The sequence below is a fragment of the Sphingobium bisphenolivorans genome (assembly GCF_000412635.1).
Lineage (GTDB): Bacteria > Pseudomonadota > Alphaproteobacteria > Sphingomonadales > Sphingomonadaceae > Sphingobium > Sphingobium bisphenolivorans.
Map to the genome: position 1 here is coordinate 108232 of NZ_ASTG01000018.1, position 22119 is coordinate 130350.

The window sequence follows — 22119 nt, forward strand, 5'->3', positions numbered from 1 at the left end:
GGCCTTCGGGCGGAATTTTCAGGGGTTATCATGTTCGCAATCATCGGCCTGGTCGTGCTGCTCGCCATGGTGTTCGGCGGCTTCATCTTTACAGGCGGCGACATCGGCCCGGTCCTGCACGCCCTGCCCCATGAAATGATCATCATCGGCGGGGCGGCCGTCGGCGCGCTCATCATCGGCAATTCGGGCGCTGACCTCAAGGCGCTGGGCGGCGGCCTGGGCAAGGTCTTCAAGGGGCCGAAATACAAGAAGCAGGATTTTCTGGACTGCATCTTCCTCGTCTCGCGCCTGATGAAGACCCTCCGCGTCGAGGGACCGGTCGCGCTGGAACCGCATATCGAAGACCCGGCCAGTTCCACCATCTTTTCCGAATATCCCCGCCTGATGGGCGACAAGACGCTGATCCACTTGATCAGCGACACGCTGCGCCTTGTGGTCGTCTCCTCCGGCACCCTCGATCCGCATGCGGTCGAGGAGGTGATGGATAACGCCCTCAAGACCCATCATCATGAGGCGCTGAAGCCTGCCGACAACCTTCAGGGGCTCGCCGACGCGCTCCCTGCTTTGGGTATCGTCGCGGCGGTGCTCGGCGTGGTCAAAACCATGGGGTCCATCGATCAGCCGCCGGCGATCCTGGGCGGCATGATCGGCTCGGCGCTGGTCGGCACCTTCCTTGGCGTGTTGCTCGCCTATGGCATGGTCAACCCCTTCGCCAACCGCTGCCGCGCAGTCATCGAGGCGGATGGGTCGATGTACCATGTCGTCAAGCAGATCATCATCGCCTCGCTGCACGGCCATCCACAGCCGCTCGTCATCGAAGCCGCGCGCTCCAGCCTCACCCACGCCAATCAGCCGGCCTTCGCCGAAGTGTTCGACGGCATGCGGGGCAAATAAGCCATGGCGGACAAGAAGCGAGGCGCGAACGAGCCCGAACCCCGGCCGATCATCGTCAAGAAGATCATCGTCGACGGCCATGGCGGTCACCATGGCGGCGCGTGGAAGGTCGCCTATGCCGACTTCGTGACGGCGATGATGGCCTTCTTCCTGCTGATGTGGCTGCTGGGCGCGACCACCGAAAAGCAGCGCAAGGGCCTAGCCGACTATTTCACGCCTACCTTGGTCGAGCTGAAGATGGCCTCGGCTGGCTCAACCGGCCTGTTCGGCGGCGACAGCATGATGAGCAAGGAAAATTACCCGACCACCGGCGGTCAGGGCAATCTCGCCATCACCATCCCGCGCGACGCCAGCGGCACCAAGGATCAGGGCGGCAAGGCGACCCGCGCAGCCGACCGCGCCAAGTTCGAGCGGATCAAGAAGGAGTTGGAGGCCCGCATGGCAAAGCGCCAGGGCATCAACAAGCTCGCGAAAAATGTCCGCTTCACCGAGACGCGCGAAGGGCTGCGCATCGACCTCATAGATGAGGCGGATTTCGCCATGTTCGCGATGGGCACGGACCGGCTTCTGCCGCAGGCCCGCGAACTGGTGAGCGAGGTAGCCCAGACGATCCGCACCATGCCCAACCCGCTGATCGTGCGCGGCCATACCGACGGCCTGCCCTACAGTTCAGGCCAGTCGATGAACAATTGGATGCTCTCCTCAGCCCGTGCAGAGGCGACGCGCAAGGCGCTGGCGGAAAGCGGCATCGCCAATGGGCAGTTCGCCAGGATCGAGGGTGTGGCCGACCGCGAGCCCTTCGCCAAGGGCAACGCCTATGACCCGCGCAACCGGCGCATGTCGATCATCCTCGGCTGGACGCCCGGGGGCAGCGGCAGCGAGGACGAGGGACTGGACGCCGAAACCAGGGCGGCGATCAAGGAGCGGGATAATCCGGCAACCATCGCGCGTGCCGAAGCGCGCAAGATCGACATGGGCGGCACGGGACTGCCTGCGGGGGTCCAGCTGATCAACCCGACCGCCCCGGGGACGTCGAGCAAGCCCGGCAAGCATTGACCGCCGCATAGCTGCAAATCTTTCGTCGCCCCGGGTTTCACCCGGGGTGAGGTAACGTTTCTGGCGCATCACGCCGGCAGGACCAAACTCGCCTCCAGACCGCCCTGCGCCCGGTTGGCGAGGCGTAGCGTGCCGCCATGCTCGGCCATGATCGCGCGTACCAGTGCCAGGCCGAGGCCAGCGCCGCCTGTCTCTCGGTTGCGCGACCCTTCCAGCCGGGTGAAGGGCTCCATCATCTCGGCCATCCGATCCTCGGCGATGCCGGGTCCGTCATCGGCCACCATGAGGAGAACCGCGCCATCCTCCCGCGCCACGGAGACATGCGCGCGCTCGCCATAGACGATGGCATTTTCGATCAGGTTGCGCAGCGCTCGCCTGATCTGCTGCGGGCGGACGGAGGCGACGGCTCGCTCGCTCTCCGCCATTTCGGCGGGCGAGCCGAGTTCCACGAAATCCTCCACCACCGCGTCCGCCAGAGCGGAGAGGTCGACCTTCTGCGCGGGCTCGCTGCTCCGCCCGGCGCGGGCCAGCGACAAGATGTCCTCCAACATGCGATTCATCTCATCAATGGTTTCGGACATGCGGGCACGCTCCGCCTCATCCTCCACCGATTCGGTGCGCACGCGGAGGGAGGCAAGCGGGGTACGCAGATCATGGCCGATCGCGCCCAGCATCCGGTCCTTCTCATCCAGCATCGCGATGATGCGGCTGCGCATCGCGTTGAAGGCCATGGTGAGTTGCCGCACGTCGCCCGGCCCGCGCTCCTCCACCGGGTCGGCCAAGCCGGTGCGGGCGAACTGCTCGGCTGAACCGGTAAGCTGCCGTAACGGTCGCGCCAGACGCCGGCCTATCCACAACAGGGGCGCCAGCACGATCGCGTAGAGGATCAGCGTCTGCCAGACGAGCCAACCACCAAAGCGCGGCGACGATCCGTTAAGGCGCGATTGGGTCAGGGCCCATTTGCCCGGCTCATATTCGGCGACCATCACAAGGCGGCCGACGGGGCGGTCTTGCGCCATCGCGCGGTCGGCACGCCGGCGGAAATTGTCCCAGCCCCGCATCGGCGGCGGCCGCCTGTCCTCGACCACGCGGACGGAGCGGACATCTAGCCCGACATCGGCGAACATGACCTGCGCGCGCCGCTCTACATCGGGGCGCGCGCGTCCCGACACGGCCGGCCGAGCGGTGAAGAATTGCACCCGTGCCCGGCGGTCCCTGTCATCGAAATTACGCCGGTCGCGATTCTCCAGCGCGTCGACGATCCGGTAAACGGCGGGCGCCGTTTGGGACGTCAGTTCGATGCGGGTCCGCTCCCGCAGCAGCAGTGCGAAATTGATCGCCTGCGCGACGAACAGCGCCAGCGCCACCAGCAGGATGATCTGCCCGACAAGGCTGCGGGGCCAGAGGCGCACTCGCTTCACAGCTTGCGCACGTCGGCGGCCAGCGTGTAGCCGCCCCCCCACACGGTCTTGATCAGGATCGGATTTTTCGGGTCGGGTTCGATCTTCTTGCGGAGACGGCTGATCTGATTGTCGATCGCGCGGTCGAAGGCGTTCGCCTCCCGTCCCTGCGTGATGTCGAGCAACTGGTCGCGGCTCAGCACCTGATTGGGCCGGGTCGCGAAGGCCAGCATCAGATTATATTCGGCCGTGGAGAGCGGCAGCGATACGCCCTCCTCGTCCACCAGCGTGCGCTCCTGCGTCTTGAGCAGCCAGCCGGCGAAGGCATAGGTCGCACCGTCCGGCGCCGTCACACGCTGGCCGCCGGCTGCCACCCGCCGGAAGATCACCTTGATACGCGCGACCAGTTCGCGTGGGGAGAAGGGTTTCAGCACATAATCGTCCGCCCCCATTTCCAGTCCGACGATGCGGTCCGTCTCCTCCGACCGGGCGGTCAGCAGGATCACGGGAATTTCGCTGGTTTCGCGAATATGACGGCACAGCGACAGGCCATCCTCGCCCGGCATCATGATGTCCAGAATGACGAGGTCGATCGCATTGGCATTGAGCCGCGTGCGCGCTTCCGCCGCATTTTCCACCGCCGTGACACGAAAGCCATTGCGGGAGAGATATTGCGCCAGCGGCTCGCGGATCGATCGCTCGTCATCGACGAGCAGCAAATGGGGTCGTTCGCTCATATCGGTTTTCTTGTCATGGCTGGCCGCCTGTTGGAAGGGCGAAGGCTAAGCCCGCCCTTCCAACCACTTGGCATCGCTTCAATCGGCAGGCGGCGGAGTCGGCCCTTTCCGCCCCTTCCAGCTGTCGCGCATCGCCTGGCGCGCCGCCTTCATCTCGTCAGCGGTGACCTTGCCGTCCTTGTTGGTGTCAGCCTTGTCGAACATGGCGATCGGGCGGGCGAGAAACTGTTCCCGCGTGACTGAGGCGCCAGCCTCGCCGGAGCCGCCGAACATCATGCCCCGGCCAAGGCCGTGGTGCCCGCCACGCCCATGATGGCCATCCGGTCCGCCGCGCCTGCCGCCGGCATCGCCGCGCCCGAAGCGTTCCTGATGACCGGCGGTGAACTCGGCCTTGCTGATCTGCCCGTTCTTGTCGGTGTCCAGCGCCGCGAAGCGCGCATCGAGCCGCTGCTGGCGCAGCAGGTCGCGGTCGGCAGTATCGAGCTTGCCGTCCCGGTTCGCGTCCAATTTGGCGAAGCGCGCGTTCAACGCGGTGGTGAGTTCAGCCTTGGTGACGGCGCCGTCCTTGTTGGCGTCCGCCATCATCAGCATGCCGCCCCGCCCTTGAGGACGCGGCCCGTCCTGCGCAAGCGCAAGGTGCGATGCGGCGAGCCCGCCGACGAACAGCGAGCCTAGTGCCACGGTGGTCATGAATTTGCGGATCATGGTACTTCCTTCAAACATCTGTCACGAACGACATCCGCCGTTCTTGACGATGCTTATGGGCAAGTTTTGTCCCGCAAATTTGTCATGTCACCCACGAAACTGTCGCAATTTGTATCGTAGGCGACCGACCCTGTCTCAGCGGTCGCGCCGTCCGAGCAACCGGAGCCGCAGCGCATTGAGCTTGATGAAGCCCGCTGCATCGCGCTGATCATAGGCGCCCGCATCATCCTCGAAGGTCACCACCTTCTCGCTGTAGAGCGAGTAGGGCGACTTGCGGCCGACGACATAGACGCCGCCCTTGTAGAGCTTCAGCCGGACGGTGCCGCTCACCTTCTCCTGACTATGATCGATCGCCGCCTGCAGCATCTCGCGCTCAGGCGAGAACCAGAAGCCGTTATAGACCAGTTCGGCGTAGCGCGGCGCCAGTTCGTCCTTCAGATGCGCAGCGCCCCGATCGAGCGTCAGCTGCTCGATGCCCCGATGGGCGAGATGATAGATGGTGCCGCCCGGCGTTTCATACATGCCGCGCGACTTCATGCCGACGAAGCGGTTCTCGACCAGATCGAGCCGGCCGATGCCGTGCTTGCGGCCATATTCGTTCAGAGTTTCCAGCAGGGTCGCGGGGCTCATGCCCACGCCGTTGATCGCGACGCCGTCACCACGCTCGAAATCCATCGTGATATATTCCGGCGCGTCGGGCGCATCCTCCGGATCCACCGTGCGCGAATAGACATAGTCCGGGGTTTCTTCCCACGGATCTTCCAGCACCTTACCCTCGGAGCTGGTGTGCAGCATGTTCGCGTCGGTCGAGAAGGGGCTTTCGCCGCGCTTGTCGCGAGGAATCGGAATCTGGTGCTTTTCGGCGAACTCGATCAGCTTGGTGCGGCTGGTCAAATCCCATTCGCGCCAAGGGGCGATCACCTTGATGTCGGGGGCGAGGCCGTAATAGCCCAGTTCGAAGCGGACCTGGTCATTGCCCTTGCCCGTCGCACCGTGGCTCACCGCGTCAGCGCCGACCTGCTTCGCAATCTCGATCTGCCGCTTGGCGATCAGCGGGCGGGCGATCGACGTGCCGAGCAGATACAGTCCCTCATACAGCGCATTGGAGCGCATCATGGGGAAGACATAGTCCTTCACAAATTCTTCGCGCAGGTCGTCGATGAAAATATGCTCTTCCTTGACGCCCATCAGGCGCGCCTTGGCGCGGGCCGGCTCCAGTTCCTCGCCCTGGCCGAGATCGGCGGTGAAGGTGACCACCTCGCATTGATAGGTCTGCTGCAACCACTTCAGGATCACGCTGGTGTCTAGGCCGCCGGAGAAGGCGAGGACGATGCGGTTGATCTTGTCGGACATGGGTTCAGCGACTTTCTGTAGAAGCGGGCCGTAAACGTGGCGCTTGAAATTACCGGCGGGCCGGTATCAGGCAAGGGCCGTGAGTGCAACCGAGTCGACATGAAGGCCTATGCCAAAGGGGACGCAAGCGCGACCGCTACGTCCCCTTACACCATGCGTCAGGCGCCCTGCCGCTAGCCGGTGCGCGGCGTGAAGGCGTTCTTGCGACTGCGATCCGAACCGAAGCGGTAGACGGTCTGGCTCGATTGAGGCCTGAACTGCGGCGCCTTGGCAGGAGCCGCTGCTATATTGAGGTCCGCTGTCGGCGCAGCCCGCCGCTGCTGCCGAGCGAGCAGAAACCGGGCGCGGGTCAGGCGCTTTGCATGGGTGCGGAAGGGGTTTTCAGGACTGGGTGGCGCCGCAACCATCGCTTCGAGGCTGTCGTGCGAGCGCTCCGGCGCCAGCGCAGAGGTTGCGGGGGCCGGCATCACAGGCTCGGCCATATGTGCGGGATCGGCCACCGTCATTGCGGGCTCATAAGCAACGGGAGCGATGTCGTCCTCGATCAGTTCCACTTCTCGGGCCCTCCGACGCATCATCGCCGCGCCACCGATGCCGAGCAGCAGCAGCGCACCGCCGCCAGCAGCCCAGAAAAGGGACTGATCGGATGGCTTGGCCGGGTTGATCGCGACAGCAGGCTGTGCGGGCTGATTGCCTGCCCTTGCCGGAGCGCTGGGCATCTGCGGAGCGGCAGGCTCGCGAGCGGCGGGAGGCGGCGGCGCCGCGGCCAGACGCGCTTCGCGAGCGGGCGCCGTGCTTCTCTTGGCGGGGACAGATGCGGTACTTGTCCGGCGCGGCTCGGCGGATCTTGTCTCAGAAGGACCCGTCGAGGCTTCCGCTTCGGACGCTGCGATCGCTGCGTTCAGCCGATCATCTACGGACGGGATGGGCTGCACCACCGGCTGGGCCGGAGCGAAGCCTTGAGCGGCGGGCGCGGGCGCTTCGGGCGCCGGGAGTACGGGTGGGACCACAACAGTCTGCGCGAGCAACGGCGTGGTCGTAAGAGCCAGAACAGCGGCAATCGCGGCTCCGGCCGGGCGAGCATAAGAGCTGAATCCAGGCATAGTTCGACATCAACACATGCCCATCTAAATCGACCGCTACGCAGCTGCAACATTCACGATAAATCGAGCTTTAAGATCGGCAAGCCGTTAACATATACCGGAAAATTAACGGATATTCATACGCAAACCCGCCACCTTCGGCAGCGATGCTTGTCAGCTGTGCCGATCTGCTTGCCCAGCACATCAAAATTCTATTCATTTCCACCCAGCTTTGCGCCGTCGAGGAGACTCTTCTTCCTCTGTTCTTCTCGCGACTGCGAGTCTCGCTCCGCCTTGGTCCGCCCGAATTTCGCCCGATTGGCCTCAGCCTCACGCTCTTTGCTGGCCCGCGCTTTCTGCTTTCGCACTTGTCGAAGATTGACGACGTCGCCCATCGCTGCTCCTGAAAAGCTGTTCGCACTGATCGGGCTGAAGGACTGGAGCGGGTAGCGGGGATCGAACCCGCATCACAAGCTTGGAAGGCTAGTGCTCTACCATTGAGCTATACCCGCCCGTCAGGCGAAGCGCACTGCCATCAATCGAGGCGGTTCGTCAATATGGCAATGCAGCCTTCTCGCTGAAGATCGACCTTAACCCCGCGCCCTATTTGGACTATCAGGCGATATGCCGACCCCTTCCCTGCGCCAGCTCAACCTATTCGCGCAGATGGTGGCGTCGGGCAGCATCTCTCGTTGCGCCCGCGATCTGGGCATGACTGCGGACGATGTCGCGCGGGACCTGGCTTCCCTGGAAATGCGCCTTGGTTACCGGCTCTTCGAAGATATCACGACAGACGGCACGTTGACCGCGGCGGGCAAGAAGACCGCACAGGCGATGACCTTATTGTCCCAGGGCGAGGCGGAGGGATGGAGCGCCGATGCGGAACAAGCACAAGACCGCCCGGTTGCCTCGTCGAACTTGCCCGACAGGGAAACGATCATCCTGACGGCCCCCGCTCCCGTGTTCGGGCATTTCCAGGATGCACTTGCCGCCTTCGAAGCGGCCAATGAAGACATCGCCATAACGCTCGACCTGACCGTCCATCTGGCGGACGAGGCCGAGCTGGCCCTGCGGCGCGGCAAGGCTGATATCGCCTATTTCTACGCCTTGGGCGAAGGCCCGGCGTTGCCATCGCGCTATGGCTGGTCGGAACAGATCAATCTCTACGCCGGAGCGGACCACCCGTTAGCGCTCCGCGAAAGCGTGGTGATGGAGGAACTGGCGATCACGCCGACGCTGATGATGGAGAGCCACAACGGCCTGCGCCGCATCATCGATGATGCGCTGGAGAGCGCCGTCATAAGGTTGGGCGCCCCGGTTCTGGAAACCGACAATCTGTTCGACATCATCACGATACTGCGGGAAGGGGCCGGGTGCTTCGCGGCATTTGGACCGATGGCCCGGGATCTTGGCCGCATGGCAGGGATCAGACGGATTGCGCTGGAACGGCCGCTGCCGACGGTCGAGATACGGCAGGCGGTGCGGCCAGAGGCTCCTGCGGCGGCGATGGCCCTGGCGGACTTCCTCTTTCTCTAAGAGACAGGCCGCGCCCTTTTTGCGGCACCCTTCAAGCTTTCGTTGCTTTCGCATTGATATGCTATATCATTTCAGATAGGCGAGCAGCACTTCTCCCGCTGGTTCGAGGTCACGCGTTCGATGCCTGATATCAAATTATTGCGTTGCGGTTGCGCCCTATCCCTCGCAGGCATCGCCCTGCCTGGGTTCGCCCAAAAGGCGTCGGACAGTTTGCCCCCGGCTTATCATGATGAGCGCGCGGATATCGTGGTCACGGCCATCATCCCTCGCCGGCAGGGCGACGTGTTGTCGGGCACTTCGGTCGTTTCCGGGCAGGAACTGACCCGGGCTTTGCGCCCCACCATCGGCGACACGCTGGCGCACCAGCCCGGCGTGTCATCGACCTCGTTCGGACCCAATGCTTCGCGGCCAGTCCTGAGAGGTTTCCAGGGTGAGCGCGTCCGCATCCTGACTGACGGCATCGGCAGCTTTGACGTTTCCAATACGTCGGTCGATCACGCGGTCGCGATCAATCCGCTTACCGCGGACCGTATAGAGGTGCTGCGCGGTCCGGCCGCCCTTCTCTATGGATCATCAGCGATCGGCGGCGTCGTGAACGTCATCGACAGTCGCATTCCGCGTCGCGTACCCGATGAGCCCGTCCATATCGACGGGATCGCCACCTACGGGAGCGCCGCCGATGAACGCACGGCATCAGGCGAGATCGAAGCGCCGATCGGCGGAAAGGTCGTGGTCCATTTCGACGGCAGCTATTCGAAAACGGGCGACCTCGACACCGGCAGCTCCATATTGACGCCCGCGTTGCGCGCTCAAGCGGCGGCTAGCGGTGACCCTGATATCCAGCGACTCGCCACGTTACACGGCAAACTGCCCAACAGCGCCGCGCGGACATGGGAAGTGGCCGGTGGCGCGGCGCTTATCACTGATGGCGGCAATCTGGGCTTCTCGATCGCGCATACCGACAATTTCTATGGCGTCCCCGTGCGCTATGCCCTCATCCCGGGGGGCGAGGCGGAACAGGTCCGGCTGCACATGAAGCAGGATCGCGCTGACCTGCGCGCCGAATTGCCCGTCAATGGCGGATTTCTGGAGTCGATCAGGCTGCGCGCGGGCTTCGCCGATTATCAGCATCAGGAGATCGAAGAGTCAGGCGCAGTCGGCACCACATTCTACAACCAGTCGATGGAATCCCGGCTTGAACTCGTCCAGGCCAAGCGCGGCGGATGGGATGGCGCGATCGGCGCCCAATTCTTCGCGCGCAACTTTCATGTGGTGGGGGAGGAGAAATTCCTGCCGCGCAATGAAACCGAACAGCTTGGCCTTTTCACGCTCCAGTCCTTCGACCTCGGCACGACCCGCCTCGAACTCGGCGGCCGCTACGAACATAGCCGCGTGCGCGCGGATGCCGACGAGACATTGCTCAACCCTGCCTATCACCGCAACTTCGACGCTTTTTCGGGCTCGCTCGGCCTCAGCCAGGAAGTGACGCCGGGTTGGCGCCTTGGCCTCAACCTCGCGCGCACCGAGCGTGCGCCCTCCGCCGAGGAACTGTTCGCGCGCGGCAATCATGCGGGAACACAGGCCTTTGAACTCGGCAATCCAAATTTCGGGCTGGAAAAAAGCTGGGGCGTTGAAGGTACGTTGCGGGGTCAGGGCACGGGATACAGTCTAGTGCTGTCCGCCTATCACAACTGGTTCGACGGCTATATCTATGACGCTCTGGTCGATGATAGCGCCTGCATGGCCGCGAATGGCGGCAGGATCCTGGACTTTCCCTGCTTTCAGAATTTCCAGGCGGACGCCCGTTATCTCGGCTTCGAAGCCGAAGGATCGTTGAAGCTGGGAGAGGTGGGCGGCTATGCCGTGAAGCTGGATGGCGTTGCGGATTATGTACGCGCGACGATCAAGGGGTCCGGCCCAGCGCCACGCATTCCCCCGCTGCGGCTACTGGGCGGGGTTGAGATGCAGGGGGAGCGCATGACGTTGCGCGGCGAGGTTGAGCATAGTTTCGCCCAGCGGCGGATTTCCGATACGGAGACGCCCACCGAGGGCTTCACGCTGGTGAACGCTTCATTGTCGTTCAAGCTGCTCAAGGGCAATGACCGCACCACCATCATGCTGTCAGCCAACAATATCTTCGACGTGGAGGCACGGCGGCATGCCAGTTTCCTCAAGGACTATGCGCCGCTCGCGGGCCGCGACATCCGCATCACGGCGCGCCTGTCGATCTGACCAACCTGCTTGATTGCGCGATGTGACAATTTCGTTACAAGGCGCGCATGGATCAGCTGTGGCCTGATATCGATGAACTGCGGGTGCAGAAGGGCGGCTGATGCGTCAGATTGCCGCCCTTCCTTATAGCAGCGATGCCGACGGCTCGATGCGGGTGCTGCTGATTACCTCGCGCGAGACGCGGCGCTGGGTCATTCCCAAGGGCAACCGGATCAAGGGTATGGCGGGCCACCGCGCGGCTGAGCTGGAAGCTTATGAAGAGGCCGGCATACAGGGGATCGCCTGTCCGGCCCCCATCGGCCGCTACCGTTACGACAAAAAGCGGCGGCGCGGCGATGTGCGCGAGGCGACGGTGGAGGTTTTCCCGCTTGCGGTGACCGGCCAGTTGGCGCAATGGCCCGAGCAGGGTCAGCGGGAGCTTCGCTGGTTTCCCGTAGCTGAAGCTGCAAAGGCCGTCGACGAACCCGATCTACAATCCATCATCGCCGCCTTTCGCGAGCCGCCCGTCGATCCGGGCCTGTTCGTCCGGACGTTGCTGCGAATCAAGGAATGGCAAAGCGAAAGGACTGGAATGCTGCGCTGGTTTCACGCGCTGATGCCCAAGCAGGGGCGTTTTTTCGAGCAGTTCGAGGATCATGCCTCGACACTGGTCGCCGGCGCGGATGCGCTTGCCAAGCTGCTGAAGGGCGGTCCCGACATGGACGCACACATCAAGGAGATTTCCGACCGCGAGCATGACGCCGACGACATCATCCGCGAAGTGCTGCAGGACGTGCGGCGCATCTTCGTCACCCCCTTCGATCGCAGCGCGATCACGGGGCTGATCGGGGTGATGGACGATGCCATCGACCAGATGAACCAGACCGCCAAGGCGATCGCGCTGTTCGAGGTGAAGGAATTCCCCGCGCAAATGCAGGACATGAGCGCCTTGATCGTCGAGTGCGCGCGCATCACGGCGGAGGCGATGCCACTGCTGCGCTCGCTCAACCTCAATTCGGTGCGGCTGCACGACCTGACCGAACGGCTGGTGAAGCTCGAGGGGCATGCCGACATCCTGCATGAAGCGGGGCTCAAGGCGCTCTACGCTCAGGCGCGGCAGGGCAATCCGATGGATTTCGTGGTGGGCAACGAAATCTACAGCCATCTGGAAAAGGTGACGGACCGGTTCGAGGACGTCGCCAACGAGATTTCCGGCCTGGTCATCGACCACGCCTGATCGCCCCAGAGCACAAATCCCATGGAAGCCCATATAGCCTTTCCGCTGCTGGTCGCGCTGATCGGCGTCGCGCTGGCGTTCGACTTTCTGAACGGGCTGCACGATGCGGCCAACTCGATCGCGACCATCGTCTCGACGCGAGTGTTGAAGCCGCAATATGCGGTGGCCTGGGCCGCCTTCTTCAACTTCATCGCCTTCCTCTTCTTCGGGCTGCATGTCGCGGAGACGGTGGGCAAGGGGATCGTCCAAGCGAGCATCATCGATCCGCAGGTGATCTTCGGCGCGCTGATGGGAGCGATCGCCTGGAACCTCATCACCTGGGGACTGGGTATACCCTCATCGAGTAGTCATGCGCTGATTGGCGGGCTGCTGGGAGCGGGAACCGCGAAAGCGGGGCTGGCCGCGGTGGTGTGGAGCGGGGTGTTCAAGACGAGCGCGGCGATCGTGCTGTCGCCGGCCATCGGCTTGATATTGGCGCTGCTGCTAGTGCTGATCATCAGCTGGGTCTTTCGGCGCTTCACGCCGCAGGGTGCGGATCGGGTGTTCCGGAAGCTGCAATTGGTGTCAGCTTCGCTCTACTCGCTGGGGCATGGCGGCAATGACGCGCAGAAGACCATGGGGATCATCGCGGTGCTGCTATATTCGCAGGGCATGCTGACAGGAGGATTTCATGTGCCCTTCTGGGTGGTGATCAGCTGTCAGGCGGCGATGGGGATCGGGACGCTGCTGGGCGGATGGAAGATCGTCCACACCATGGGCTCGAAGATCACGCGGCTTACCCCGGCGCAGGGATTCTGCGCGGAGACAGGTGGGGCGATGACGCTGTTCCTGGCGACCCATCTGGGCGTGCCGGTGTCGACGACCCATACCATCACCGGGGCGATCGTCGGCGTTGGCGCTTCGAAGCGGCTGTCGGCGGTGCGGTGGAATGTGGCGTCCAGCATCGTGGTCGCCTGGGTGATCACATTGCCGGCGGCGGCGGCGATCGGAGCGGCCTTCTACTGGCTGACGCTGCTGTTCTGAGGGCGCGGTTTCCCGCGCCCTGATTTGATTAGCTCACCCGGCCGAGGCGGTGGTAAAGATTGGCATATTTGACCGATTCCGGCTGGTCCTGAACTTCGCGCAGATAATGGGCGATAGCGGTGCGGATCAGGCCGAAATCCTCCTGAGAGAAAACGGCGCGGGAGCGGGCGGGCTGGGGCGCTTCGGTGGTTTCTGACATGGTCGATTCCTTTTTTCTGGCGGTCGGGAAGATCGGATGACGCTCAGAAACCATGAATGATCCGGTGAGGTAAGGGCGATTAGTGCGGCCTTGTCACAACAACCCTTGTTCATATTGTCATAGCATGACAAGATGACAGAATGGCGGATGATCGGAAGCTCTATCTGGGACCCAAGCTGCGGGTGTTGCGGCGGGAATTGGGGATCAACCAGACGCGGATGGCGGAGGAGCTGGGGGTGTCTCCCAGCTATCTCAACCATCTGGAGCGCAACCAGCGGCCGCTGACGGCGCAGATGCTGCTGCGGCTTGCCAACACCTATGACATCGACATTCGCGCCTTCGTCGCCAGCACGCAGGAGGGCGCGGCGCGGGAACTGACCGAGATATTGTCCGACGCGCTGGTGCGGGACATCGGCGTGCCGCGCGACGAGGCGCTGGAGGTCGCGGAAAACTACCCCGGCGTCAGCGAGGCGATCAGCCGCTTCTACCGGGCGCTGAGCGACCTGCGGCGGCTGCCCGAACAGATGGCGAGCGCGCCCGGAAGCGGCATGGCCGCGCCGCTGCATGCGCCGCTCGACTGGCTGCGCGAGACGATCGCGCGGGCGGGCAATCATTTTCCCGAACTGGATGCCGCCGCGGAAGCGCTCAACCCCGAACTGGGGGACGATCCGGCGAGCCTGCAGGCGGCGATCCGAACGCGGCTCAAGGAGCGGCACGGCATGGCGACGCAGATCGTGCGGGAGGATGTGCTGGCCGGCACGCTGCGCCATTATGACATGCACCGCCGCCGGCTGCTGCTGAACGAGCGGCTGCCTGCGTCGGGGCGGCTGTTCGCGCTCGCCTACCAGCTTTGTTCGCAGGAGATGGCGGACGCGATCGCGGCGCAGGTCGCGCGGGCCGCGCCGCCCGACGAGGACAGCCGCCGCCTTGCCGCCATCGCCTTCACCAACCATGCCGCCGCCGCGCTGATCATGCCCTATGACCGGTTTCGGCAGGCGGCGGAGCAGAGCCGCTACGATCTGCCGCTGCTGCGGGCGCGCTTCGGCGTATCGGTGGAGCAACTGGCGCATCGCCTCACCAGCCTTGGCCGCACGGGGGCGCGAGGCGTGCCCTTCTTCATGGCGAAGCTGGACCGGGCGGGGATCGTGTCGAAGCGGTTCGAGGGCGAGGCCTGGCCCTTCGCGAAGCTGGGCGGCACCTGCCCGCGCTGGGACGCGCATGACGCGGGCGAGCCGGACAAGGTGCAGACGCAGCTGATCGAGACGCTGGACGGGCGGCGCTTCCTGAGCTTCGCGGTGGCGCTGCGAGCCGACGACGCGTCAGGCGCGCGAGGCCGCTCCGTGATCGCGATCGGCTGCGAAGCGAAACATGGGGGCCGGATCGTCCATGCCGACGGGATCGATGTCGAGAAGGATGCCGCTGCCGGGGTCGGCCCGACCTGCCACCTGTGCGAACGCCGCGCCTGCCCGGACCGCGCCTTGCCCCCGGTGACGCGGGCGCTGGATTTGCATGGCTATGAGCGGACGGTGGCGCCGTTTCCGTTTCGGCGGGTTTGAGGCGGTTGGCTCAAATATTTTGACGGCCTTACATCGCTCATGGTTTCGCCGCATCAGCGCTCTTACGATCACGCTGGCGGGCAGCCGTGAGTTCCTCCTTCATCAAGCCGAGAGAACCTTCCCAAAGGAGAACAATAGCGCTCAAATCCTCCCGCGCACCTTCTCGAGAAGCATCGAAAAGGCTATCCATCTCGAGCGCCAAGTCATTTTCATCGTCAAGATAGAACTTGGCGAACCGAAATTTTCTGTTGGCGGCATTTACTTCCTCAAGCCCGAATGCCGCATTTTCATCGAGGGTCATACCACAAAAAAACTGAATCGATTTATTTGGACCGTAGAATACCAAGATATCGAGACCGGACATACGAGATTGAATGCAGGAATTTTTTAGGTTAAAGAGAGCCTTATATCCCAAATCCTGCAAAAGGTTGACGAGCGGCGCTGCCTCTTCATTAGTTAGCGACATATTCCACCTTACCCAACTTAGACGAAAGTTTTTGCTTCATCTCAGCAGTGACATGAGGTGCCGCCACCTCAATTGCATCCACGTCCCCAATATTCTTATGCTTGTGCGGTGCATTCCCTTCCAGCCACGATGACATGCGTACCTCGTTGAGGGGGTACGGAACTGAGTGCGATCGAGTTGTCACGAGCTCCTTGGCATTCACCAGGCTCTGTATCATTGACAACCTACCCCGCCCCTTCTCAGTGAGGGCGTTGAAACGCATGCTGCCCGCTTTCCACTGGCGCAGACACCCCTCATGGTAGAGAACCTTCAGCGCCCGAGAAACGGTTGGCGCATCCTTGCCAAGCTTCGCGCACAGGTCAGAATTACTCATTGGCCGGTTTGATTGGCGTAGCGTCTCCAATATTCTATCTCGCAACGTTCCTGTCTCAACGGCATCGGATTCCGCAGACATCAGGGGCCTGATCCGCCCGGCAAGAACAGCACTCCCGGCATCCGCCCGAAGTCGATGCGCCATGCCGACAGCATCGTCTGCGAGCTTTAGCCTGTCCCGTAGCTCGACAATCTGTCCAGCGTTGAAAAAGATATCTTGTATCCGAGAAATGATCTCAGAGTCCCCGCTTACCACCGCTTCCAGCAGTGCCATTCTCAAGCGATCAACACTTACATCTGCTGCGCGCCATCGCCGGGCAAAGATTGCCTCATGTAATTTTTCTTCAAATCGGGTTACCGAGTCCAGCAGGCTCACGCGATCATCTCCAGACGGGTATATGGTGCATGGTTAGTCGCAATTGTAGTCAATTGTAAGATGGGGAGGTAAATTTTGTCCCAAGGAATGCAGACGTTTCAGTGGGACCGGTCGCCTCCTGACGTTTTGGCGCGGCTCGCTCGATTAGTTTTTGAGGCGCGTGATTCAGCCACGATATCACTCATCGAAGCCGCCATCGAAGAATTAAACAGTTCAGTGGCGACGGCTCCCGACGAGGAGTTCTCTCTATCCGGTAAAGCCATCTGCTCTGATGTGATCATCAACCTCGGCGGGAAGGTGCCCGAAAAACTTCCACGTGATGTGAGGGAGATGATCGATCTGGTGCAGCAGATTCAGCGGCTGGATCGATGGCACTCCCCTATCATTCCTTCCAATGCAGCGTTGATGCGCCGCCTTGATGATCATCACTTGGCCTTTGACAGATTGTTCGAAGATGATCCTCGCCTCAATGAGGATCGAACGCAGGGCCTGTTGATATTGGGTCAGGCTTGGGGTCGCCCGCTTACCCCAACGGGCGAGGAATTGCTGCCCCCCGGTGAACAGATGGGGATCATCGCCAGATTGCTCGACGTGACCGCATATCTGCCTCCGCAATTAACTGTAGTGGATCCTGACGACGACTCAACGTCAGCTAGGCAATACCCGATAAATGTTGCCTACCAGATCGTTAGGGCGAATAATCCGTCGCTTGTCCCCGGCAATACTCTCATGGTGGCTATAGCACCGATGATCGAGGCACCGGGAGACGTTCACATGTCCGTCAGCGGCAATCGGTACAGTTTCTTGCCGGCTTACCCACCGCAAAGGCTCGACGAAGCCGTAGCTCTTGCGGTTGATCGCAATGCGCATGTTCTTCTTATGCCCGAAATGACTGTCGACGAAGCCAATCTAGATCGGCTTTCCAGGAGCATTGATGATGCTCGTGCTGAATATGTACTTACGCACAACCGTGCACCAGCCTTGCGCTTTGTGATGGCTGGCGTGACAGCAGCGCCGGGAATAACCGGCCAAGCCAGTAATTACATCATCATCCTGGATATCAATGGGGATGTCGTGTTACGGCAGGATAAGTTACGCCATTGGAACCTCGGACGGGGAGCGCTATCAAGATTCGATATCGAAGCGCGGTGTCCGGCTTCGTCCGGCCACGCCCTGCTTTACGAGGACACACCTCCCGGGCGGACCATCACGGTCACTGATCTCGATGGAATAGGCAGGTTGTTTGCGCTGATCTGCGCAGACATGAACCAAGATCAACCTGGGCATTGGTTGCTTGAGAATGTCCAGATAGATTGGCTGTATTCGCCAATAATGGACGGCTCTACCTGCTGGACGCAGACCGGCACGCCACCGTGGATCATTGACCGCTCAGCGCGCGCAGCGAAAACCGGCGCCAGCCGCGTGATGGTGACCAACAGCATGGCGATGACCCACTGGAACAATGAAGTGATCGATCGTGAGCGATCAAGCGATGCAGCTTACCCATATGTGAGATACAGCACATGCGGCATCGGACTTTTCCTTGACGGAAGCTCTGGCACCTTGCTGAAACAGCACATCGCCGTTCCACTTGACCACAGCGACACCCCGGTCTTGGAAGTGCGAGACTGGCTCCGTAATTGGACCGCGTATGACGGCGCCGCTGTATAGAATGACACTTTAAAAATAGCGTTTGAAATGGCTGGCCGGGCGGCAATGGCGAACCATCGCCGCCCTTCACTCTTGAACCTCAACAAAAAAAGGGCCCGCCGGGCAGGCGGACCCTTCTTATCCTCTCCGCAATTGCGGGCAGTCTAGGCCTTTTAGTCGGCCTTCGACTGTAGGTTTACGGCAGCGTACTTACCGCGACGGTCGACTTCCAGTTCGAAGTCCAGACGGTCGCCCTCGTTGAGGGCGGCCATGCCGGCCCGCTCGACGGCGCTGATGTGGACGAACGCGTCGGGCTGGCCGTCGTCGCGCTGGATGAAGCCGAAGCCCTTCATGGCGTTGAAGAACTTGACCGTGCCGCTGGCGCGTTCGCCGGTCAGCTGGCGCTGCGGGCCGCGATCGCCGCCGGGGGCGCCGAAGCCGCCGGCGCGCGGCTCCCGGGGAGCGCGGTCGGTGACCGGGAGGGGTTCGCCCTCGATCTTGAGGTCGGTCGCCGACACCTTGCCGCCGCGATCCACCAGGGTGAAGCCGAGCTGCTGGCCTTCGGCAAGACCGGTCAGGCCGGCCTGCTCGACAGCGCTGATGTGGACGAACACGTCCTCGCCGCCGTCATCGCGGACGATGAAGCCGAAACCCTTTTGCCCGTTGAAGAACTTGACCGTACCGGTGCCTTCACCAACGACCTGGGCGGGCATGCCGCCGCCACGGCCGCCGCCGAAACCACCACCGCCGCCGCCGAAGCCGCCACCGCCGCCAAAGCCGCCGCGACCACCGCCGCCGCCACCGAAGCCGCCACGGTCACCGCCGAAGCCACCGCCGCCACCGAAGCGGTCACCACCGCCGAAGCCGCCACGATCACCAAAACCACCGCCGAAACCGCCGCGATCACCGCCGTAAAAATTATCGTCGCCGCCGAAACCGTCGCGCTTGTCCTTGCCGCGCCCGCCGCGGCGACCTCTATCAAAACTCATGCCCTGTTGGTCACTTTCGCTTCGCCCCAGACTAAACCGGACAAACATGTCGGGCGAATGACATGCAGAATCCACCGCGAACTAGCGGTTTGGGACTCACTATATCAACTTTTCAAGGGAGCGCGAATGATTTTTGAGGCGCTCCAAAGGCCCGAAAATGGCGGCTTTGCGGCGGGCGAGACTCCTTTTGTTCGCCCCTGAAAGCGCGATTGCGATATGGCCGCTTTGCCCATAGAGGGGAATCATGACCGTCCATTTCCATGAAGAAGACCTGCCCGCAGGCGTGCTGGCCCCCGGCCCTGTTGCCGTCGATACCGAAACCATGGGCCTGATCACGCCGCGCGATCGCCTCTGCGTCGTGCAGATCAGCGACGGCAAGGGCGACGAGCATCTGGTGCGCTTCAAGCCCGGCAGCGACTATACCGCGCCCAATCTGCGCGCGGTGCTGGCCGATCCGGAGCGGCTGAAGCTCTATCATTTCGGGCGCTTCGATATCGCCGCGCTGAAACATTATCTGGGCGTGGTGGCCGCGCCCGTCTATTGCACCAAGATCGCCTCGCGCCTGATCCGCACCTATACGGACCGCCATGGCCTGAAGGAACTGGTGCGCGAACTGCTGGGGCAGGAGATCAGCAAGCAGCAGCAGTCGAGCGACTGGGGCGCGCCGGCGCTGTCGGACGCGCAGAAGGAATATGCGGCGTCGGACGTGCGCTACCTCCATGCGCTGAAGGCGGAGCTGGACAAAAGGCTGGTGCGCGAGGGGCGGATGGAACTGGCGCAGGCCTGTTTCGATTTTCTCCCTCACCGGGCGGAACTGGACCTGGCCGGATGGCCGGAGATCGACATCTTCGCCCATATGTGAGGGGTGACGAGTAAGGCTGCCCATGTCCATCCAGGCCGATCAGCAACGTCATGTGCGCCGCCATTGGGCCCGGCCGGGGGGGAGCCATGACCGGCTGGTCGCGCTGCTCAAGAACTGGCTGCCGGTCGCGGTCGGCGTGCTGAGCGCGATGCTGGCGGTGGCCCCCTTCACCAACAGCGACAAGGTGAGCTTCGTGCTCGACAAGAACAAGGTCGAGGTGGCGAAGGAGCGGATGCGCGTGACCGAGGCGCTGTATCGCGGCGAGGACAGCAAGGGGCAGCCCTTCTCGCTGCGGGCGGGATCGGCGGTGCAGAAGAACAGCCGCGAGCCGATCGTTCATTTGAGCGATATGTCCGCGCGGATATTGCTGTCCGACGGGCCGGCGCTGCTCAATGCGCGGCAGGGACGCTATGACATGGATACGGAGCGGGTGGCGGTGGACGGGCCGGTGCAGTTTCAGGCGGCGGGCGGTTACCGGCTGACGACGCGGGACGTGGGGATCGACCTGCGATCGCGGCGGATGCAGAGCGCCGGGCGGGTCGACGGGCGCATCCCGATCGGCACCTTCAGCGGCGACCATCTGGAAGCCGACATGGCCGCGCGCACCGTGACGCTGAGCGGGCGGGCGACCTTGCGCATCGAACAAAATGGCCTCAAAGGGCGAAACTGATGAAAAAGCCGCTTCTCCTGCTGACGCTGGGTGCTCTGGGCGCGCTGTCCCATGCCGGGGCGGGCGCGCAGGTGCTGAAGAACCATAACAGCAACGCGCCGGTGAATTTCACCGCCGACCGGATCGAGGTGCAGGACCGCGCCGACCGCGTGGTGGTGTCGGGCAATGTCGAGGTGACTCAGGCGGGCATGACGCTGAACGCGGCGCGGATGACGGTGGCCTACCGCAACGGCTCTGGCGGCGGCAGCAACGGCAGCGGGGTCGAGATCGACCGGATCGACGCTTCGGGCAATGTCGTGGTGACCAAGGGCAATGAGACGGCGCGCGGCAACGTGGCGATCTACGACCTCAACAGCCGGCTGATCACGATGCTGGGCAATGTGTCGCTGACGCAGGGGGCGAACCGGCTGACCGGCGGGCGGCTGGTGATCGACCTGACCAGCGGGCGCTCGACGGTGGACGGGCGGTCGAGCGGCGGCGGCGTGCCCGGTGTGGCGGGTCGCGCTGGCGGACGCGTGTCGGGAACCTTCACGGTGCCGCAGCGGAATAATTGAGGGTCCGGTGGCCGCCGTGCGCACGCCGCACCCGTCTGCCTGAGCTTTTTTTGGAGGCGCGGATGCCCTCTACCGTTCCGCGGGCTTCAGCGCCCCGGCATGAGCGTCGTGGGGAAAGCTGGCCTTCTGCAAACGACCAGAGCAAGACATTCCTTCTCCCTTGGAGGGAGAAGGATACGGAGCCTTGCTGAACGGAGTGAAGCTAGGCGAAGTTGGATGAGGGGGAGCAGCTACAGGCCAGTCTTTAGCCCCGGATCACCCCCTCACCCAGCTACGGCTAGGCAGCAAGCTGCCAAGCCTGCGCAGCCCTCTCCCTCAAGGGAGAGGGATAAGAGAAGAATGTCGCTCTCCACCCGCTCTAGCCGCTCGATCTTCAACCCCCGAACATGAGAGGGGCCGCCGGGTAGATCGCCCGACGGCCCTTCATTGACATGGTCAGCGGCCGGAAGTGCCGCCCAAGGAGAATGGTAATCGCGCTATCCTGCAGACATGGCGCCTCGTCCGCGAAAGCGCGGTGGATGGCTTACCGATTATCTGCAAAATCGACGCTGAAGGCGTCGCTCAGCGGCGCATTCCCCGAATGGACTTGACCGACCCCATTGCTGAACCATGAGACATCGGATCACCTCCTTTCGCTAGTTGAAGCCCCTATAGCCGTTCCCGGATACTGATCCTTCGCCGTCTATGAAATGATATGTGAATCAGGCGGGCCGCATCTTCAAGACTTGTAAAATTCTTTTTTCGAATCATACTTCTGCGTCCGCGTTTCGCCGATGAGGTGAACCGATTTCAGCGGAACCAGCCTGAATTCATTCGCTTAGGCGCGGCAGTCCTCGACGACCCGGCCGACCTCACCCCAGGCCGGCACGATCAGCGGCGCGAGCCCCTGGACCTCGACCGCGAAACGACCCCGGCTATAGGCGATCTGGTCGAGCACCGCATCATTGGCTGCGCGCACCGCCTGGGTGGCGGGCAGCGTTCCGGGAGCCGCGCTCGCCGGCCAGCTGACGGCGCCGTAGCTGGTGCGGATAGTCATCACCGGCTGCGCGGCGCCGGGACGCAGGATGCTGACCCGGCGCCCTGCCCTGTCGCAGCGGATGACGAGGAGGCTGCTGTCGCCGCCCGGACCGAAGAGCGCGGCCGATCCGGCGCCATCGGTCTGGTAGCGCCAGTCGCCGGGGGTGGTCGCGC

The 22119-nt window shown here is 63.0% G+C and carries 22 protein-coding genes and 1 tRNA gene; 11 read left to right on the plus strand and 12 right to left on the minus strand.

Annotated features, from left to right (window positions below; genetic code table 11):
* Positions 1 to 30 precede the first annotated feature (30 nt).
* Positions 31 to 894, plus strand: coding sequence for a flagellar motor stator protein MotA (motA, locus tag L858_RS0114065; RefSeq protein WP_022683794.1), 864 nt, complete (start codon positions 31 to 33; stop codon positions 892 to 894).
* Between the two features lie 3 nt (positions 895 to 897).
* A complete protein-coding gene (locus L858_RS0114070) occupies positions 898 to 1950 on the plus strand; it encodes a flagellar motor protein MotB (protein ID WP_022683795.1) in 1053 nt (350 codons plus the stop codon).
* A gap of 68 nt (positions 1951 to 2018) precedes the next feature.
* On the opposite strand, the gene L858_RS0114075 is transcribed toward L858_RS0114070, so the two are convergent.
* The 7 genes from L858_RS0114075 to L858_RS0114105 all read right to left on the minus strand — a co-directional run bounded on the left by L858_RS0114075 (position 2019) and on the right by L858_RS0114105 (position 7739).
* Entirely contained in the window at positions 2019 to 3371 is a 1353-nt protein-coding gene (locus tag L858_RS0114075; RefSeq protein ID WP_028056143.1) for an ATP-binding protein, read from the minus strand.
* On the minus strand, positions 3368 to 4087 hold the full coding sequence (locus tag L858_RS0114080) for a response regulator (protein WP_022683797.1): 720 nt from the start codon (positions 4085 to 4087) through the stop codon (positions 3368 to 3370). The genes L858_RS0114075 and L858_RS0114080 overlap by 4 nt, the downstream gene beginning before the upstream one ends.
* A gap of 78 nt (positions 4088 to 4165) precedes the next feature.
* Positions 4166 to 4792, minus strand: coding sequence for an EF-hand domain-containing protein (locus L858_RS0114085; protein ID WP_022683798.1), 627 nt, complete (start codon positions 4790 to 4792; stop codon positions 4166 to 4168).
* 135 nt (positions 4793 to 4927) lie between these two features.
* On the minus strand, positions 4928 to 6145 hold the full coding sequence (locus L858_RS0114090; protein ID WP_022683799.1) for an argininosuccinate synthase: 1218 nt from the start codon (positions 6143 to 6145) through the stop codon (positions 4928 to 4930).
* Positions 6146 to 6318: 173 nt separating this feature from the next.
* The gene (locus L858_RS0114095) at positions 6319 to 7248 is read right to left on the minus strand and encodes a hypothetical protein (RefSeq protein ID WP_022683800.1); all 930 of its coding nucleotides are present in this window, start codon (positions 7246 to 7248) and stop codon (positions 6319 to 6321) included.
* 191 nt (positions 7249 to 7439) lie between these two features.
* Positions 7440 to 7622 (minus strand): DUF4169 family protein, encoded by a 183-nt coding sequence (locus L858_RS21315; RefSeq protein ID WP_081643361.1) that lies wholly within the window; start codon positions 7620 to 7622, stop codon positions 7440 to 7442.
* A gap of 43 nt (positions 7623 to 7665) precedes the next feature.
* A tRNA-Gly gene (locus L858_RS0114105) sits at positions 7666 to 7739 on the minus strand.
* Between the two features lie 112 nt (positions 7740 to 7851).
* On the opposite strand from L858_RS0114105, the gene L858_RS0114110 reads away from it, so the two are divergent.
* From L858_RS0114110 to L858_RS0114125, 4 genes are all read left to right on the plus strand, one after another.
* Complete coding sequence (locus L858_RS0114110) at positions 7852 to 8763, plus strand: LysR family transcriptional regulator (RefSeq protein ID WP_022683802.1); 912 nt, start codon at positions 7852 to 7854, stop codon at positions 8761 to 8763.
* 120 nt (positions 8764 to 8883) lie between these two features.
* A complete protein-coding gene (locus tag L858_RS0114115) occupies positions 8884 to 10995 on the plus strand; it encodes a TonB-dependent receptor domain-containing protein (RefSeq protein WP_022683803.1) in 2112 nt (703 codons plus the stop codon).
* A gap of 100 nt (positions 10996 to 11095) precedes the next feature.
* Positions 11096 to 12211 carry a DUF47 family protein gene (locus tag L858_RS0114120; protein ID WP_022683804.1) on the plus strand — a complete coding sequence of 372 codons (1116 nt, stop codon included), beginning with the start codon at positions 11096 to 11098 and terminating at the stop codon, positions 12209 to 12211.
* A 21-nt stretch (positions 12212 to 12232) separates the two neighbouring features.
* Positions 12233 to 13234 (plus strand): inorganic phosphate transporter, encoded by a 1002-nt coding sequence (locus L858_RS0114125; protein WP_022683805.1) that lies wholly within the window; start codon positions 12233 to 12235, stop codon positions 13232 to 13234.
* Positions 13235 to 13262: 28 nt separating this feature from the next.
* Here the strand turns inward: L858_RS0114125 and L858_RS22005 are convergent, their stop codons facing one another.
* A complete protein-coding gene (locus L858_RS22005; RefSeq protein ID WP_193742873.1) occupies positions 13263 to 13433 on the minus strand; it encodes a hypothetical protein in 171 nt (56 codons plus the stop codon).
* Between the two features lie 140 nt (positions 13434 to 13573).
* Between L858_RS22005 and L858_RS0114135 the strand changes: the two genes are divergently transcribed.
* Positions 13574 to 14989, plus strand: coding sequence for a helix-turn-helix domain-containing protein (locus L858_RS0114135; RefSeq protein ID WP_022683807.1), 1416 nt, complete (start codon positions 13574 to 13576; stop codon positions 14987 to 14989).
* 37 nt (positions 14990 to 15026) lie between these two features.
* Here the strand turns inward: L858_RS0114135 and L858_RS21320 are convergent, their stop codons facing one another.
* Together L858_RS21320 and L858_RS0114145 are read right to left on the minus strand one after the other, a co-directional pair.
* Complete coding sequence (locus tag L858_RS21320; protein ID WP_081643362.1) at positions 15027 to 15455, minus strand: YbjN domain-containing protein; 429 nt, start codon at positions 15453 to 15455, stop codon at positions 15027 to 15029.
* Positions 15442 to 16203, minus strand: a complete 762-nt coding sequence (locus tag L858_RS0114145; RefSeq protein ID WP_152639830.1) for a helix-turn-helix domain-containing protein — start codon at positions 16201 to 16203, stop codon at positions 15442 to 15444. The genes L858_RS21320 and L858_RS0114145 overlap by 14 nt, the downstream gene beginning before the upstream one ends.
* Positions 16204 to 16278: 75 nt before the next feature.
* Here L858_RS0114145 and L858_RS0114150 point away from each other — a divergent pair, with 75 nt between their 5' ends.
* Positions 16279 to 17874, plus strand: a complete 1596-nt coding sequence (locus tag L858_RS0114150; RefSeq protein ID WP_152639831.1) for a hypothetical protein — start codon at positions 16279 to 16281, stop codon at positions 17872 to 17874.
* Between the two features lie 152 nt (positions 17875 to 18026).
* Here the strand turns inward: L858_RS0114150 and L858_RS22440 are convergent, their stop codons facing one another.
* A complete protein-coding gene (locus tag L858_RS22440) occupies positions 18027 to 18842 on the minus strand; it encodes a cold-shock protein (protein WP_028056144.1) in 816 nt (271 codons plus the stop codon).
* Between the two features lie 244 nt (positions 18843 to 19086).
* Between L858_RS22440 and L858_RS0114165 the strand changes: the two genes are divergently transcribed.
* The 3 genes from L858_RS0114165 to L858_RS0114175 are packed head-to-tail and all read left to right on the plus strand — an operon-like array spanning position 19087 to position 20928.
* Positions 19087 to 19704, plus strand: a complete 618-nt coding sequence (locus L858_RS0114165) for a ribonuclease D (protein WP_022683812.1) — start codon at positions 19087 to 19089, stop codon at positions 19702 to 19704.
* A 22-nt stretch (positions 19705 to 19726) separates the two neighbouring features.
* Complete coding sequence (locus L858_RS0114170) at positions 19727 to 20374, plus strand: hypothetical protein (RefSeq protein WP_022683813.1); 648 nt, start codon at positions 19727 to 19729, stop codon at positions 20372 to 20374.
* Positions 20374 to 20928, plus strand: coding sequence for an LptA/OstA family protein (locus tag L858_RS0114175; protein ID WP_022683814.1), 555 nt, complete (start codon positions 20374 to 20376; stop codon positions 20926 to 20928). Before L858_RS0114170 ends, L858_RS0114175 begins: the two co-directional genes overlap by 1 nt.
* An 817-nt stretch (positions 20929 to 21745) precedes the next feature.
* Here L858_RS0114175 and L858_RS0114180 read toward each other — a convergent pair.
* Positions 21746 to 22119 (minus strand): hypothetical protein (locus L858_RS0114180; protein ID WP_022683815.1); only part of this gene is annotated, 374 nt, incomplete at its 5' end.

Coding starts and splice junctions, on each gene's coding strand:
- L858_RS22005 (WP_193742873.1), bottom strand. CDS start 13,433: ATGTCAGAAACCACCGAAGCGCCCCAGCCCGCCCGCTCCCGCGCCGTT.
- L858_RS22440 (WP_028056144.1), bottom strand. CDS start 18,842: ATGAGTTTTGATAGAGGTCGCCGCGGCGGGCGCGGCAAGGACAAGCGC.
- L858_RS0114175 (WP_022683814.1), top strand. CDS start 20,374: ATGAAAAAGCCGCTTCTCCTGCTGACGCTGGGTGCTCTGGGCGCGCTG.
- L858_RS0114120 (WP_022683804.1), top strand. CDS start 11,096: ATGCGTCAGATTGCCGCCCTTCCTTATAGCAGCGATGCCGACGGCTCG.
- L858_RS0114080 (WP_022683797.1), bottom strand. CDS start 4,087: ATGAGCGAACGACCCCATTTGCTGCTCGTCGATGACGAGCGATCGATC.
- motA (WP_022683794.1), top strand. CDS start 31: ATGTTCGCAATCATCGGCCTGGTCGTGCTGCTCGCCATGGTGTTCGGC.
- L858_RS0114115 (WP_022683803.1), top strand. CDS start 8,884: ATGCCTGATATCAAATTATTGCGTTGCGGTTGCGCCCTATCCCTCGCA.
- L858_RS0114125 (WP_022683805.1), top strand. CDS start 12,233: ATGGAAGCCCATATAGCCTTTCCGCTGCTGGTCGCGCTGATCGGCGTC.
- L858_RS0114170 (WP_022683813.1), top strand. CDS start 19,727: ATGTCCATCCAGGCCGATCAGCAACGTCATGTGCGCCGCCATTGGGCC.
- L858_RS0114090 (WP_022683799.1), bottom strand. CDS start 6,145: ATGTCCGACAAGATCAACCGCATCGTCCTCGCCTTCTCCGGCGGCCTA.
- L858_RS21320 (WP_081643362.1), bottom strand. CDS start 15,455: ATGTCGCTAACTAATGAAGAGGCAGCGCCGCTCGTCAACCTTTTGCAG.
- L858_RS0114085 (WP_022683798.1), bottom strand. CDS start 4,792: ATGATCCGCAAATTCATGACCACCGTGGCACTAGGCTCGCTGTTCGTC.
- L858_RS0114110 (WP_022683802.1), top strand. CDS start 7,852: ATGCCGACCCCTTCCCTGCGCCAGCTCAACCTATTCGCGCAGATGGTG.
- L858_RS0114135 (WP_022683807.1), top strand. CDS start 13,574: ATGGCGGATGATCGGAAGCTCTATCTGGGACCCAAGCTGCGGGTGTTG.
- L858_RS21315 (WP_081643361.1), bottom strand. CDS start 7,622: ATGGGCGACGTCGTCAATCTTCGACAAGTGCGAAAGCAGAAAGCGCGG.
- L858_RS0114165 (WP_022683812.1), top strand. CDS start 19,087: ATGACCGTCCATTTCCATGAAGAAGACCTGCCCGCAGGCGTGCTGGCC.
- L858_RS0114095 (WP_022683800.1), bottom strand. CDS start 7,248: ATGCCTGGATTCAGCTCTTATGCTCGCCCGGCCGGAGCCGCGATTGCC.
- L858_RS0114070 (WP_022683795.1), top strand. CDS start 898: ATGGCGGACAAGAAGCGAGGCGCGAACGAGCCCGAACCCCGGCCGATC.